Genomic DNA, 13,532 nt, shown 5'->3' with positions numbered 1-13,532 from the left:
CTCGTCACCCCTGCGCGCGAACCGAACCCGTTTCGTCATAAGCCACGATGGTCAGCCCTTCCGCCGGATCCGGCGCGACGAAGTAACGCGTGATCTGCTCGAACTCGGCGTCCGATGCCTGGAACGGATGCTCGCCTCGCGCATTGCGCACGCGCAGACGCGCCTTGCAAACCGCATCGCTCACATCGAGGTAATGCAGTCGATGGTCGCAACCGGCGGCCTGCGCAACAGCCCGCCCCCATGCACGCGCAGCGACCGTATTGAACGGAAGATCGAGAACCACCGAGACACCCGCCTGCAACACCGCGGCGACGTGGTCGGCGATCACCTCCTTGATGCGCTTCGCACATCGGACATAGTCGTCGATCGACAGGATCTCGCCCGGATACAGGCGAGCGAGCCAGACGTCTTCGCTGATCAACACGGTCCGCTGCGCGCTCGCGAGCGTCGCGGTCAGCGTCGATTTTCCGGATGCGATCTTGCCGCATACCATGTGGAGCAATACCGCGTCGTTCGAGGCTGTCGTGTGATTGTTGTCGGTCTGCATTTCCAGGCGCTCCATCGAATGCCCAGAAAGCAAAAACCCGCCTTCCGGGCGGGTTGTGATGACATGCATTCAGTCGATGGCTACCCCGCCGGCGAAATTGCGGCGCAAATAATCGAGCGGGTATGCGATCGGTTCATGTGCAGCAGAATAACCAACTGCCCGATCGCGAGCAAGCGGGTTCAAGATCGACGCCGATGGTTACGCAACCATCAGCGAACGACGCGCGCCTTCGCGTGCCAACCATCCGCCGTGCTTCGGCGTAACCGCGACGTGCTCCCGAGGCACACGCCTCACGCCGCCCCACCGCCGCCCTTCGGAAACACGCCCTTGCTCATCGCATCCAGTTGCCGAACGATCTCCGCGCGCATCTCGGCCGATACCTCGACGCTGTCGAGCAGCTCCGAAATCCACAGTCCGTCGGCCGCGAGCCGGCAGATCATCAGCGTGGCGGCCTGTTCGAGCGGCACGGGATCGGGCCGCGTCCATTCCCGCATCGGCACCGACCATCGCGCGCGCGTTTCCTGCTCGGTAATCATCGACGCGACCAGCACGCGCAGCACATCGGTACTCGCGGCCGGATTCGCCGCGTCGAGCACCGCATGCAGATAGGCCCGCGCCGCCGCACCGTCGCCGCGTGAATCCGCGGCCATTCGCGCGGCCATCTGCGCGGTGAACCGCTCGGTCGCCTGCCCGAACAGCGCATCCAGCAGCCCCTGCTTGTTCGCGAAGTGATACTGCAGCGCGCCTTTCGTCACGCCCGCACGCTCGGCCACCGCATCGAGCGTCAACGCGGCCACGCCGTGATGCGTCGCGATCTCCGATGCGGCCGCCAGCAACTGCGCGCGCACCTGATCCGGCGCCTTTTTCCGCCGCACACCGGCGACGACAGCGGCCGCCGGCGTCGATGATCCTTCGGACGCCCGTGCACCGGCCATTCCAGCCGGTTCGACAGGCACGGACACGTCGCGCGGCGCGGGTTCGAGGCGTTTTTTCATAGCGCGGATGGTAGCACCCGAGGGTCTCAAGATAAACATTCCGGCTGGATGGTATGATCCGCCGCATGAATAAACCGCCCCCCTCCTCCTGGTCCGCGCTCGACACCGCCATCGCCCGTGGACGCGACGCGCTCGTGCGTCTTCAGCAGCCCGACGGCAGCTGGTGTTTCGAACTCGAATCCGACGCGACGATCACCGCGGAATACATCCTGATGATGCATTTCATGGACAAGATCGACGACGTGCGCCAGGAGCAGATGGCGCGCTACCTGCGCGCGAACCAGCGGCTCGACACGCATGGCGGATGGGCGCTGTACGTCGACGGCGCGCCGGACGTGTCGTGCAGCGTGAAGGCGTATTTCGCGCTGAAGGCGGCCGGCGACAGCGAACGTGCGCCGCACATGGTCCGCGCGCGCGACGCGATCCTGAAGCTCGGCGGCGCGGCGCGCTCGAACGTGTTCACGCGCATCCTGCTCGCGACGTTCGGCCAGGTGCCGTGGCGCGCGGCGCCGTTCATGCCGATCGAATTCGTGCTGTTCCCGAAGTGGGTGCCGATCTCGATGTACAAGGTCGCGTACTGGGCGCGCACGACGATGGTGCCGCTGCTGGTGCTGTGCTCGCTGAAGGCACGCGCCCGCAATCCGCGCAACATCTCGATCGGCGAGCTGTTCGTCACGCCGCCGGACGCGGAACGTCAGTACTTCCCGCCCGCGCGCGGCATGCGCAAGCTATTCCTCGCGCTCGACCGCACGGTTCGTCATATCGAGCCGCTGATGCCGAAGCGCCTGCGAGCGCGCGCGATCCGGCATGCGGAGGCGTGGTGCGCGGAGCGCATGAACGGCGAGGACGGGCTCGGCGGCATCTTCCCGCCGATCGTGTACAGCTACCAGATGATGGACGTGCTCGGCTACCCCGACGACCATCCGCTGCGGCGCGATTGCGAAAACGCGCTGGAAAAGCTGCTGGTCACGCGGCCGGACGGCAGCGTGTATTGCCAGCCGTGCCTGTCGCCGGTATGGGACACCGCATGGAGCACGATGGCGCTCGAGCAGGCGCGCGGCGTGGCGACGCCGGAAGCCGGCGAGACGGCCGGCGCGCTGCGCGAACTCGACGCACGCATCGCGCGCGCGTACGACTGGATGGCCGAGCGCCAGGTGAACGACCTGCGCGGCGACTGGATCGAGAACGCGCCGGCCGATACGGAGCCGGGCGGATGGGCGTTCCAGTACGCGAACCCGTACTACCCCGACATCGACGACAGCGCGCTCGTCACTGCGATGCTCGATCGTCGCGGCCGCACGCATCGCAACGCGGACGGCACGAACCCGTATGCGCCGCGCGTCGCGCGTGCACTCGACTGGATGCGCGGGCTGCAATCGCGCAATGGCGGCTTCGCGGCGTTCGACGCCGATTGCGATCGCATGTACCTGAACGCGATCCCGTTCGCCGATCACGGCGCGCTGCTCGATCCGCCGACGGAAGACGTGTCGGGCCGCGTGCTGCTGTGCTTCGGCGTGACGAAGCGCGCGGACGACCGCGCGTCGCTCGCGCGCTGCATCGACTACGTGAAACGCACGCAGCAGCCCGACGGCAGCTGGTGGGGCCGCTGGGGTACGAACTATCTGTACGGCACGTGGAGCGTGCTGGCCGGCCTCGCGCTCGCCGGCGAGGACAAGTCGCAGCCTTATATCGCGCGTGCGCTCGACTGGCTGCGCGCACGGCAACATGCGGACGGTGGCTGGGGCGAGACGAACGACAGCTATATCGACCCGAAGCTTGCCGGTACCAATGGCGGCGAGAGCACGTCGAACTGCACCGCGTGGGCGCTGCTCGCGCAGATGGCGTTCGGCGATTGCGAATCCGATTCGGTGAAACGCGGCATCGCGTATCTGCAGTCGGTGCAGCAGGACGATGGTTTCTGGTGGCACCGCTCGCACAATGCGCCCGGTTTTCCGCGCATTTTCTACCTGAAGTATCACGGGTATACCGCGTACTTTCCGCTGTGGGCGCTTGCGCGGTATCGGCGGCTGGCGGGAATGACGCTTGCATCAGACCACGATGCAGCAACGACCGAACGACGCGTGTCGGAGACCGTCTAGGCCCGGGGCCGCCGGGCGTCGCTCACTCGGTACATTGAGGCACGTCGGCGGTGCCGGACCCTTGGTAGCCTGGATGGACCGGCACATTGCATCCCTGCCCAAACAGCGGCGTCTCGGGTATCTCTGAAGCCGGCGCGCTCGCGGCAGCGGCGCCCGCCGCCGAACGTGCCGGTGCGTGTGCGTCTGACGCCCATGTCGTCGCAGCCGATATCGCCATGGTCAGGCATGCAAGACAGGCCAGTCCGCGTGACCGAGATTTCATGATGGTGCTCCCCTGCATTGTTGCAACCAGGCGCCGCGTGCATTCCGGTCGGAATGCACCGGTCGGCCTGAAGCGATTCCCGTGATTCGAACGTACGCAGTCACTGTTTGGTTGATTGCCCTTGCCCCGGCAACGACACGTACCGGTAACCGACGACTACCGGGTGCTCGAACGTCTGCACCAACGAGATTTCGTTGTCGCTGATCGTCGCGATCGAAAACGACGATCCCGGCACCGGCGACGAACTCAATTGCTGCGTCTGACTCTGCGTCGACGCCAGCAGCGCGTCGAGATCGGACTTGATCGCGGCGAGCGCGTCGGCCGACGGACTCGCCGGCGGCGCACCGCCCGCGGCGGCCGGCGTGCCGCCCGCATCGGCGGCCTGGCCCGCCTTCGCTTTCACCGGCGTATCTTGCGCGGGCGCGTTCGTGCCACCCAGCGCCGTTTTCAATGCGGCCTGGTTCGCCAGGACCTTCTGGAGCAGTACGTACACGCTCCCCTGCGCCGCCGTCGACGACGACGCCTTGTAGGTGAACTCGATACTGCGCGTCAGGTAGATCCGGTTGACCAGTGCGATGGCCACGTCCGGCGGCGGCCCCTTGCCGCTCAGGTTGGCGATTTCGCTTTCGAGCGCCTGCTTGAGACAGAATCCATATTTCTGCGAATTGCTCTTGCAATAGGCAAACAGTCGGATCTTCGCGGGATAAGCCGGCACGCCATACGTTTCGGCCTGGCGAATGGTGACCGATATCTGATCCTCGCTGCGATGAGAACCGCTGAAGACGGCGTTGAAGAAACGCAGCGGCAGGCTGCCGCTGAACTGTTCCGCATTCCCATGCGCAACGGTGAATGCCGGGAACGTCGCGATCGGAAGGCGCATCCATGTCCCTGTCCGCGCGAATACGTTTGCGCTGCTGCATCGTGCGGATGGGGCCGCTGCATGGTGGGCAGGCTGTTCCGCGGTCTGCGCGGCGTGCACCCCGACGGCAGCCGCGTGGTTTGCCGCGACTTGCTTCTTCGGCTGGTGCGCCGATGCTGGCGCCGGTCGTGCAGCCGGAGGTGCATCGGTACACGCTGCCGTCGTCGGCTGATGCCAGATGGCCGTGGATGACGCAGGCGTGTCGTCGGTGGCCGGAAACGTCTGCACGCGCGAATAATAATCGTTGAGTTCCTGGTCCAGCGGAATGAAATCGAGTTTCTCCGATCCCCACAGCGCGCCTTCGATCGGATTTCCGCTGCTGTCGGTTTGACCGATCGCGATCGCATAGACGTCGCCGACGTGCAGATCTTCGGTAGGGGGATAAACCGGCCGGATATTGTAGGTTTGCATGGCTTTCGTCCACTGCGTCGAAAGCCAGTTTTCGTCATAGGTCGACGCGCATCCGAACAGAACGGAACTGGCAAGTACGCCACCCGCCATGGCAAGAATGGTTCTCACATTCACCCCGGACTTGTTTTGTTGATATTCGATTTCCCCCGCTCATCAGTTCTAGCGGATAAAAATGTGCGATTCAAGAATCGCACATGAAAACATCCTGCGAGCGCCTTACCGTCCCGTAATATCAATAACTGCGCTGCATGGGTACTGCTCGTGCAGATGACGTTCAGCGACTGCGAATCCGACTCGGCAACGCGCGGCATCGCGTATTTACAGTCGGTGCAGCAGGGTGACGGATTTTGGTGGGCGCACCCATCACGAATATCTTGCTGCTTTTCATGAAGTGCTCCTAGGGCGTTACGGTCATGCGGCACACGCCTCGCTGAATATGCTGGAAGTCGTGCGGCGCAGTATCGGCGGACGGTACCACCCCGGGGAAAGGCGCGAATTGCCAAAACAGTTTTGAGTTCAACGAGATGATCGGCCGCAGTCACTGACCAGTCGCGTCAAACAAATCCCTCGTCAACCAGCGTACAACCATTCGCCGTGATCTCGTGCCGCTGGCCCGAGCCGCCGACCACGCGGCTCCAGCTCTCGGACACGAGCACGGCCGCGTCGCCATCCGTGCGCAGCGCATAGCCGAATCCGCCATACATGCCCGGCACCGCGAACCACATGCGGGCGGCCTGCGCATCGAGTTCGAGGAGCGGTTCGAGCTCAGGCAAGCGCAATGCGTCGACACGCAGGTGCGCAATGCGGCCGACGATCATCGCGTGGAAACGGCGCTGGATTTCAAGCAGTGTGTCGTCGGGCACGAAGCGTTTCGGTTGCGGCGTCAGCCAATCGACCAGATGCCGATGCCCGCGCGCCACCGCAATATCGACCGCGCGCTCGCATTGCGCATCGCGCAGCATGCGCCACGCACCGAGCCGCAGCAGTTCGGCGACGACCTCCTTCGGCGCGCCGCCATACGCGGCCTGATGCAGCGGCGCATAAAGCGACGTGCCGCCGAGCCGCGTCGCATTGACGAGTTCGGGCTGCTTCGCAACGAGGTCGAGCATCGTCGCCCAGTCGCCGTTCCTCGCTGCGTCGGCCAGCGCATGCCGGCTCGCGACCTCCGCTTTGCCGAGCACGTCGGCGCTCGTGATTCCGTCCCATGCGATGCTCAATCGGCTCTCCTCGTGTATCGCATCTGCGTAACCGTGTCGACCGCACATCATAAGCGTTCGTCACGACTACGATCGTGCGATCACGCATCGCTTCTCCGGGCCGACGACGCATCGAGCGCGTCATGATCCAGCAGCAGGTTCAGCAACTGGCGGCGCGATTCGATGCCGAGCTTCGCGAACGCACGCCGCGCGTAAGTGTCGATCGACGACGGCCGAATGCCGAGTTCTTGCGCGATATCCTGCGTCTTCCTGCCGCGAATGAGCCGCGCACATACCTCCGATTCGCGAGACGTCAGCTTCTCGAACACGTGGGTCAGCCGCTGCGCAGCGACGCTTTCGTTGCTGCGCGCCGCGTCCGCATCGGCCGGCCGGTCGCCGACGATCCGTCGATGCGCAACAGCCAGCGGCAACACGATCAGCGCGACATGCCGGACGATGCTCAGCTCCTTGAGCGTAAACGGCGGCAGCCGTCGCGCACGGCATACCGACAGCGCATAGGTGAGTTCGTCCACGCGGTACGTGACCACGCACTCGTCGTGAATGTCCTCGCTGTCGTAAAACGCGCGTCGAATCTCGGGGTTCAAGCGCAGCGTCGACAACTGCAGCAACTGCGTATCGCGTTCGCCGCGGATGCAGTCGAACGTCGTATCAATCCGCGCGAAATCGCGGTAGTAGTGCGTCATCGTGCGCTCGATCTGGTCCGGGTACGTTCCGTAGCTGCCGATCCAGCCGACCCGGCGATCGAGCAGCGACTCGTCCTCGTAATCCAGATGAATGGAATCGCAATCGACGATGCGCGTCAGGTTCTCGAACACGACCGCGACGAAATCCGGCGATCCGATCGCGCCGGCCACGGCCGACAGCGCGTCGGACATGAACACGAGCTGGCCCAGCTGGATATCGATCGTCGCGTCGGCGTCATGGTCGGTCATACGATGCACGGAAGAATGGGACGGTTACCGTTACCACGCCAAAAGTGCGTTGCCAATTCCCTCGCGCGGGTTTCCAGTGCGTACCGCCGCCCGGCTGTACGGATTTCATGGACAGACAGCCGGATGCCCGCCGCATACAGTCATCCCCGATATCCGGCGAGGCCCGCCAGTGCATCCCTGGTTCGAAGCGAACCGTTGCGAGCCTCATCGACCGCCCCGCGGCGCGCGTGCGCAATGCAGCGCCCCGCCCTCGTTTCGAAAGGGAGTGACCATGATCGTCCGCGTTTTTCGTCTCGCCTTCCCCGTCGCCATCGCGACCGCCGCATGCTTCGCATCGCTGTCGGCAACGCCCGCCCGCGCGTCGGACGCCGAACTGAACGTCTACAACTGGTCCGAGTACATCGCGAAAAACACGATCCCCGACTTCCAGAAGCAATCGGGCGTACGCGTGCGCTATGACGTCTACGACAGCGATGACACGTTGCAGTCGAAGCTGCTGGCCGGGAGCTCCGGGTACGACATCGTCGTGCCGACCTCGAACTACATGGCCAAGCAGATCCAGGCCGGCGTCTACTAGAAGCTCGACAAGACGAAACTGCCGAACCTGGCGAACCTCGACCCCGCGCTGATGAAGAAGATCGCCGAATCCGATCCCGGCAACCAGTACGGCGTGCCGTGGGCCTACGGCACGGACGGGGTCGGCTACAACGTGCAGGCGGTCAAGAAGGCGCTCGGCGACAGCGCGCCGCTCGACAGCTGGGCACTCGTGTTCGATCCGGCCAACGTGTCGAAGCTGAAGAGCTGCGGCGTGTCGTTCCTCGATGCACCGGACGACGTGTTCGCCGCCGCGCTCCAGTACCTCGGGAAGGACCCGAACAGCAAGAGCCCCGCCGATTATCAGACGGCGTTCGAGATGCTCAAGAAGGTGCGTCCGTACATCACGCAGTTCAACTCGTCGGGCTACAACAACGATCTCGCCAACAACGACGTCTGTGTCGTGCTGGGCTGGTCGGGCGACGTGAGCGTCGCGCGCCGCGAAGCCGTGGCGGCGAAACGCGGTTACGAGATTCGTTATGCGAATCCGAAGGAAGGCGGCATCCTGTGGTTCGACGTGATGGCCATTCCGAAGGACGCACCGCATCCGGAAGCCGCGTTGCAATGGATCAACTACATCGAGGATCCGAAGGTCAACGCGGACATCACCAACGAGATCTACTATCCGAGCGCGAACAAGGCGGCCCATCAGTACGTGACGCCGGCCGTCGCGCACGATCCGAACGTCTATCTGCCCGCCGACGTGCTCGACAGGATGGCGCTCTCGAAGCCGCGTTCGGCTGACATCGCACGGCTCGAGAACCGGTTGTGGCAACAACTGAAAACCGGCAACTGACCAGGCCGGCCGCAAGTATGAAATCATGCGAACGCGCCGTCGGCGCGTTCATTTCAACTCGACGAAGACTGCCCATCATGATCGACGTTTCATCCATTACCGACGCGCTCATCCCGAGCGGCGAGCCGACGCAGTACCGCGTGTCGCCCGAGAAGCTGATTGCGGGCGATCCGCTGCAAACGCTCACGCCGGGTTTCGCGAGCCCGTGCGGCCGTTTCTCGACCGGCATCTGGGAAAGCACGCCCGGTTGCTGGCACGTCGCCTACACCGAAGCGGAATACTGCGAGATCCTGGCAGGCACGTCCGTGATCACCGACACGGAAGGAAACCGCAAGACCGTTCGTGCCGGCCATCGTTTCGTGATTCCGCCGGGTTTTCGCGGTACCTGGGAAGTCGTCGAACACACGCGGAAAATCTTCGTCGCGTACGACGAACAACCGCCCGCGTAAGCGCCACCGCTTCGTCGGCCGGCATGCGCCGTTCGCAACATTGCGCCCCAATTTGCCACGTCGCTCCACCGCAATGACACGGAATTGACACGCGCGGCCGGTAAGTTCCGCTCGTCTCGTTCCGTGTCTCGCCATGCTTGCCCTGCTTCTCGCCGCCTTCTATGAAACCGCCCGCCAGGGAAGCGTGACCGCGGCCGCGAAGCGCCTCGACGTGAGCCAGCCGACGATCACGTCGCGCATCCAGCAGCTCGAACGCCATTACGGCGTCGACCTGTTCCATCGCCGCGGCAACCGTCTCGACCTCAGCGACGCCGGCGCGTCGCTGATGCCGATGATCGGCCAGATGCTGCAGATGGAGAACGATATCGATTTCGCGCTGCGCAACGAGCGCGAACTGCACACGGGCAACCTGCGCGTCGGCACGACCGGCCCGTTCTACATCCTGCCCTCGATCGCCGCGTTCCGGCGCCAGTATCCGGCCGTGAAGATCAGCATCGAGATTGGCAACTCGCAGCAGGTGCTCGATGCGCTGGTCGATTTTCGCGTCGACGTCGCCGTGTCGTCGCAGCGCGACGACGATCCGCGTTTCGTCCGGCATACGATCGCGAACGATCCGCTGGTGCTGGTCGTGCACCGCTCGCATCCGCTCGCCGCACGCGATACGACCCGGCTCGCCGCGCTGGCCGGCGAGACGCTGCTGCTGCGCGAGGCGGGCTCGCGCACGCGCGCGCTGATGGAACACGTGCTGAAGGACGCGGGCATCAGCCTGCCCGCGAACGCGATCGAACTCGGCAGCCGCGAAGCGATCCGCGAAGCCGTGCGGCACGACATGGGCTGCACGCTGATGCCGCGCGGCGAGGTCGGCGCGCATCCGGAGTTGCGCGCGATCGCGCTCACCGACGACATGCCGCCGATGCACGAATACCTGTACTACCTCGACGCGCGCGCCGATACGCGGCTGATTACCGCGTTCATGGCCAATGTCGAATGCCGCGACGAGCGTACGCCGTCACGCGCGTAACGACGCCCGCCTTCACACCGTCTCGAACAGCTCGACGATCTGCCAGCCGCGCGCCGTTGCGAGCGCGCGCAGCCGCTCGTCCGGATTGGTTGCGACCGCATCGGTCACTTTCTCGAGCAGCGGCACGTCGTTGTGCGAATCGCTGTAGAACCAGCTGCGTTCGAAATCGGACCACGCGAGGCCGCGCGACGCAAGCCACGCATCGGTGCGCACGATCTTCCCTTCGCGGTAGCTCGGCACGCCGGCCGGCCGCCCCGTATAGCGCGAGTCGGGGTGTCCGTCGACGGTCTCGAGTTCGCAGGCGATCAATGCGTCGATGCCGAACGCATGCGCGATCGGCCGTGTGATGAACGCATTCGTCGCCGTGACCACGCAGCACAGGTCGCCGCGTGCGCGGTGGTGGCGCACGAGGTCGAGTGCGGCGGGCGCGATCGCGGGCAGCACGACGTCGTCCATGAAACGCGCGTGCAGGACGGCGAGCCGCTCGCGCGAATGACGTGCGAGCGGCGCGAGCATCGCGCACAGGTGCGCATGGATGTCGAGCGTGCCGGCCGCATAACCGGCCGAGAACGCGGCGTCGAGCCGGTCGAATTCGGCGGCATCGACGAGGCCGTGTTCGACCATGAAACGGCCCCAGGCCTGGTCGCTGTCGAACGGAATGAGGGTGAGGTCGAGATCGAAAAGCGCGAGTTGCGGCATCGAATGAAGCGTGTGTGAACGGAAAGGAATGAAAAACGCGCGGCCCCGTCGACGCGAGGCCGCGCACCCAAGCCGCCGGCGCGGGTCGGCGCGCCGGCGGCAACCGGTGATGCGACGCCGGCCGCGCGGCCGGCGCCGGTCAGCTGGACACGCCCATCGCCGGATCGCTGATGCTGTCCTTGCCGGTCTCGACACGGCCCGCGAAGCGGCGCACGAGGCCGTTCTCGGCGGCCAGCGTGAAGTCGTACCAGCCGCTCGACGCGGCGAGCGTCCAGTACGGCTCGACCTGCATCCCGGCCGGCACCGCATAGGTCCACGGGCCGTCGGTGCGGTACGCATTCGACGTGACCGTGACCTGGCTCGCTGCGTTGCCGACGTTCATGATCGTCAGGTACACGGCGTCGTTGGCCGGGTCGTAGCACACGCGAATCTCCGGCACGGGCCCGCTTGCGGCCTTCGCGACGTTGCCCTGGAATTCGCGCAGGAAGCCGTTCGGCCCGAGCACCCACAGGTCGTAGTTGCCCGCGTCGTCGGCGACCACGCTCCACGAATCCGACAGCTGCTTGCCCGCTTCCACCGTATAACGACGCGGCGCGCGGTCGAGATGCAGCTTGTCGTACACATGGAACACCGCGCCGACCGTGCCCGTGTTGCTGAAGGTGAGCCACAGCAGCCCGCCCGACACGTCGGCGTTCGCGCTCGTGTGCAGTTCGTACGGCAGCGCGCGCGACGGCCGCGTGCCTTGCGGCTGCGTCGGCATCTGCTGTGCGCCGACCGACGGCACCGGCACCGCGCCCATCAGGCTCTGCTGCACGTGCTGCGCGTCGGCCGCGGCCTTGGTCGGCGCCGGCAGCGACGTCGTCGGGTTGCCGTTCGGGTTCCGGAAGTTGAACGCCGACGTCATGTCGCCGCACACCACGCGGCGCCACGGGCTGATGTTCGGCTCCTGCACGCCGAAGCGCTGCTCGAGAAAACGCAGCACCGACGTATGGTCGAACACTTCCGAGTTGACCCAGCCGCCCGTGCTCCACGGCGACACGACGAACATCGGCACGCGCGGGCCGGGTCCGTACGGGCGGCCGTCCGGCGCGAGCGGCGACGAATCGCCGGGCGGGTTCGGCAACGTGAAGTACTCGTACTGCGTGGTCACGGTCGACTTGCCCGCATACATGCCGTCCGCGTTGCGCGACGGCGCGTTCGGCGGCGGCATGTGATCGAAGAAACCGTCGTTCTCGTCGTAGTTCACGAACAGCACGGTCTTGCTCCACACGTCCGGGTTCGCGGTCAGCGTGTCGAGCAGGCGCTGCAGGTAGTACGCGCCCTGCCCCGGTGTCGATGCGCCCGGGTGCTCGCAATACGCCTGCGGCGACACGATCCAGCTCACCTGCGGCATCCGGTTCGCCGCGATGTCGTCGGCGAGCGACTGCAAGAAGCCGCCGTCGGGCATCGTGTTGCCGATCCCCTTGTACAGCGGCGACAGCGCTTCCATCGCCGGCGTATAGGGCGCGTTCGGCGAGCCCGGCACGGTCTCGTTGACCTTGCGGAACGTCGCGAAACCGGCGAGCGGGTTGTCGGTGTAGTTGTCCGGCATGTTCTGGTAGACCTTCCAGCTCACGCCGGACGCCTGCAGGCGCTCCGGATAGGTCGTCCAGGTCAGGCCCGTCTTCGACGCGCCGAGACCGTCCCAGCCGTCGTTGTTCACGACAGCCGTGTTCGAACCGGTCGGGCCGTTCGTGCCGGTCCACAGGAAGATCCGGTTCGAGTTCGTGCCGCCGTGCAGCGAACAGTGATACGCGTCGCAGACCGTGAACGCATTCGCGAGCGCGAAGTGGAACGGCAGGTCGGACTGTCGCAGATAGCCCATCGACGCATCGCCCTTCGACGCGGGCCACGCGGTCATCCGGCCGTTGTCCCACGCCGTATGCGAATCGGTCCACGAGTGCGCGCCGCCGACGAGCAGCGCATTGCCCTTCGTGCTGTCGAGATAGAACGGCAGCACCGGCCGCTTGCCGTCGCTCTGCTGCCAGACCGGCGTGCCGCCCGGCTGCGGGATCGTCAGGCGGTCGCCGAAACCGCGCACGCCGGGCATCGTGCCGAAGTAATGATCGAACGAGCGGTTTTCCTGCATGAAGATCACGACGTGCTGGACGTCGTTGATCGTGCCGGTCTGGTTGTTGGCGGGAATCGCGAGCGCGCGCCGGATCGCCGGCGGGAACATCGAGAAGGCCGTGCCGGCAGCGGCGGCACGGAGAAACGAACGGCGGTCGATGGAGGTCATGGTCGAGAAGGAAGGTCGTCCCGGAAAAGCGCGCGCGTCACGGCGCGCAGCGCAGCTGCGAGTTCAGCGACGGCGACTGCAGCGCGGCCGTGCCCGATGCGGGGCACGGGCCGGCGCCCGGCAGCGCGACGATCGGCACGGGCGCGCTCGCGCCGCCCGCACCTGCCGGTGCGGCGTTCGTCTTCGCGGCGCTCGCGGGCGTGCCGTTCGACGCATCGTCGCCGCCGCACCCGGCAACCAGCGCGCTCAGCACGCAGGCGGCGAGCGCGACGCGCACGCGGCGCAGGTCTGTCGTGTTCATGTGGGGACTCCT

General features: G+C 65.6%; 11 protein-coding genes and 2 pseudogenes. 5 read left to right on the top strand and 8 right to left on the bottom strand.

Features of this window, described 5'->3' with window-relative positions:
* Positions 1 to 4: 4 nt before the first annotated feature.
* Positions 5 to 547 (bottom strand): AAA family ATPase, encoded by a 543-nt coding sequence (locus H3H55_RS33075; protein ID WP_193102454.1) that lies wholly within the window; start codon positions 545 to 547, stop codon positions 5 to 7.
* Between the two features lie 290 nt (positions 548 to 837).
* Positions 838 to 1,542: a TetR/AcrR family transcriptional regulator gene (locus H3H55_RS33070; protein WP_193102453.1), complete on the bottom strand. Its 705-nt coding sequence runs from the start codon at positions 1,540 to 1,542 to the stop codon at positions 838 to 840.
* A 53-nt stretch (positions 1,543 to 1,595) separates the two neighbouring features.
* Here H3H55_RS33070 and shc point away from each other — a divergent pair, with 53 nt between their 5' ends.
* Positions 1,596 to 3,641 carry a squalene--hopene cyclase gene (shc, locus tag H3H55_RS33065; protein ID WP_193102452.1) on the top strand — a complete coding sequence of 682 codons (2,046 nt, stop codon included), beginning with the start codon at positions 1,596 to 1,598 and terminating at the stop codon, positions 3,639 to 3,641.
* Positions 3,642 to 4,003: 362 nt separating this feature from the next.
* On the opposite strand, the gene H3H55_RS33060 is transcribed toward shc, so the two are convergent.
* Positions 4,004 to 5,347, bottom strand: a complete 1,344-nt coding sequence (locus H3H55_RS33060; protein WP_193102451.1) for a hypothetical protein — start codon at positions 5,345 to 5,347, stop codon at positions 4,004 to 4,006.
* A 120-nt stretch (positions 5,348 to 5,467) separates the two neighbouring features.
* On the opposite strand from H3H55_RS33060, the pseudogene H3H55_RS37810 reads away from it, so the two are divergent.
* Positions 5,468 to 5,587, top strand: a pseudogene (locus H3H55_RS37810) (hypothetical protein); the annotation flags it as partial.
* A gap of 200 nt (positions 5,588 to 5,787) precedes the next feature.
* On the opposite strand, the gene H3H55_RS33050 reads toward H3H55_RS37810, so the two are convergent.
* Positions 5,788 to 6,450 (bottom strand): ankyrin repeat domain-containing protein, encoded by a 663-nt coding sequence (locus tag H3H55_RS33050; protein ID WP_193102449.1) that lies wholly within the window; start codon positions 6,448 to 6,450, stop codon positions 5,788 to 5,790.
* An 80-nt stretch (positions 6,451 to 6,530) separates the two neighbouring features.
* Entirely contained in the window at positions 6,531 to 7,382 is an 852-nt protein-coding gene (locus H3H55_RS33045; RefSeq protein ID WP_193102448.1) for a helix-turn-helix transcriptional regulator, read from the bottom strand.
* A 271-nt stretch (positions 7,383 to 7,653) separates the two neighbouring features.
* Between H3H55_RS33045 and H3H55_RS33040 the strand changes: the two are divergent.
* The 3 genes and pseudogenes from H3H55_RS33040 to H3H55_RS33030 all read left to right on the top strand — a co-directional run bounded on the left by H3H55_RS33040 (position 7,654) and on the right by H3H55_RS33030 (position 10,242).
* Positions 7,654 to 8,772, top strand: a pseudogene (locus H3H55_RS33040) (polyamine ABC transporter substrate-binding protein).
* Positions 8,773 to 8,849: 77 nt separating this feature from the next.
* On the top strand, positions 8,850 to 9,221 hold the full coding sequence (locus tag H3H55_RS33035) for a cupin domain-containing protein (protein ID WP_193102447.1): 372 nt from the start codon (positions 8,850 to 8,852) through the stop codon (positions 9,219 to 9,221).
* Between the two features lie 133 nt (positions 9,222 to 9,354).
* Complete coding sequence (locus tag H3H55_RS33030) at positions 9,355 to 10,242, top strand: LysR substrate-binding domain-containing protein (protein ID WP_193102446.1); 888 nt, start codon at positions 9,355 to 9,357, stop codon at positions 10,240 to 10,242.
* A gap of 12 nt (positions 10,243 to 10,254) precedes the next feature.
* Here the strand turns inward: H3H55_RS33030 and H3H55_RS33025 are convergent, their stop codons facing one another.
* The 3 genes from H3H55_RS33025 to H3H55_RS33015 form a co-directional block, all read right to left on the bottom strand.
* Positions 10,255 to 10,941, bottom strand: coding sequence for an HAD family hydrolase (locus tag H3H55_RS33025; protein WP_193102445.1), 687 nt, complete (start codon positions 10,939 to 10,941; stop codon positions 10,255 to 10,257).
* A 139-nt stretch (positions 10,942 to 11,080) separates the two neighbouring features.
* Positions 11,081 to 13,219: a phosphocholine-specific phospholipase C gene (locus H3H55_RS33020; protein WP_193102444.1), complete on the bottom strand. Its 2,139-nt coding sequence runs from the start codon at positions 13,217 to 13,219 to the stop codon at positions 11,081 to 11,083.
* 37 nt (positions 13,220 to 13,256) lie between these two features.
* Positions 13,257 to 13,520 (bottom strand): hypothetical protein, encoded by a 264-nt coding sequence (locus H3H55_RS33015; protein ID WP_048251623.1) that lies wholly within the window; start codon positions 13,518 to 13,520, stop codon positions 13,257 to 13,259.
* Positions 13,521 to 13,532 lie beyond the last annotated feature (12 nt).

Source organism: Burkholderia sp. Z1, from assembly GCF_014893795.1.
Classification (GTDB): Bacteria; Pseudomonadota; Gammaproteobacteria; order Burkholderiales; family Burkholderiaceae; genus Burkholderia; species Burkholderia theae.
The sequence above is the reverse complement of the archived record's forward strand: the minus strand, read 5'-3'. Positions and strand labels throughout refer to the sequence as shown.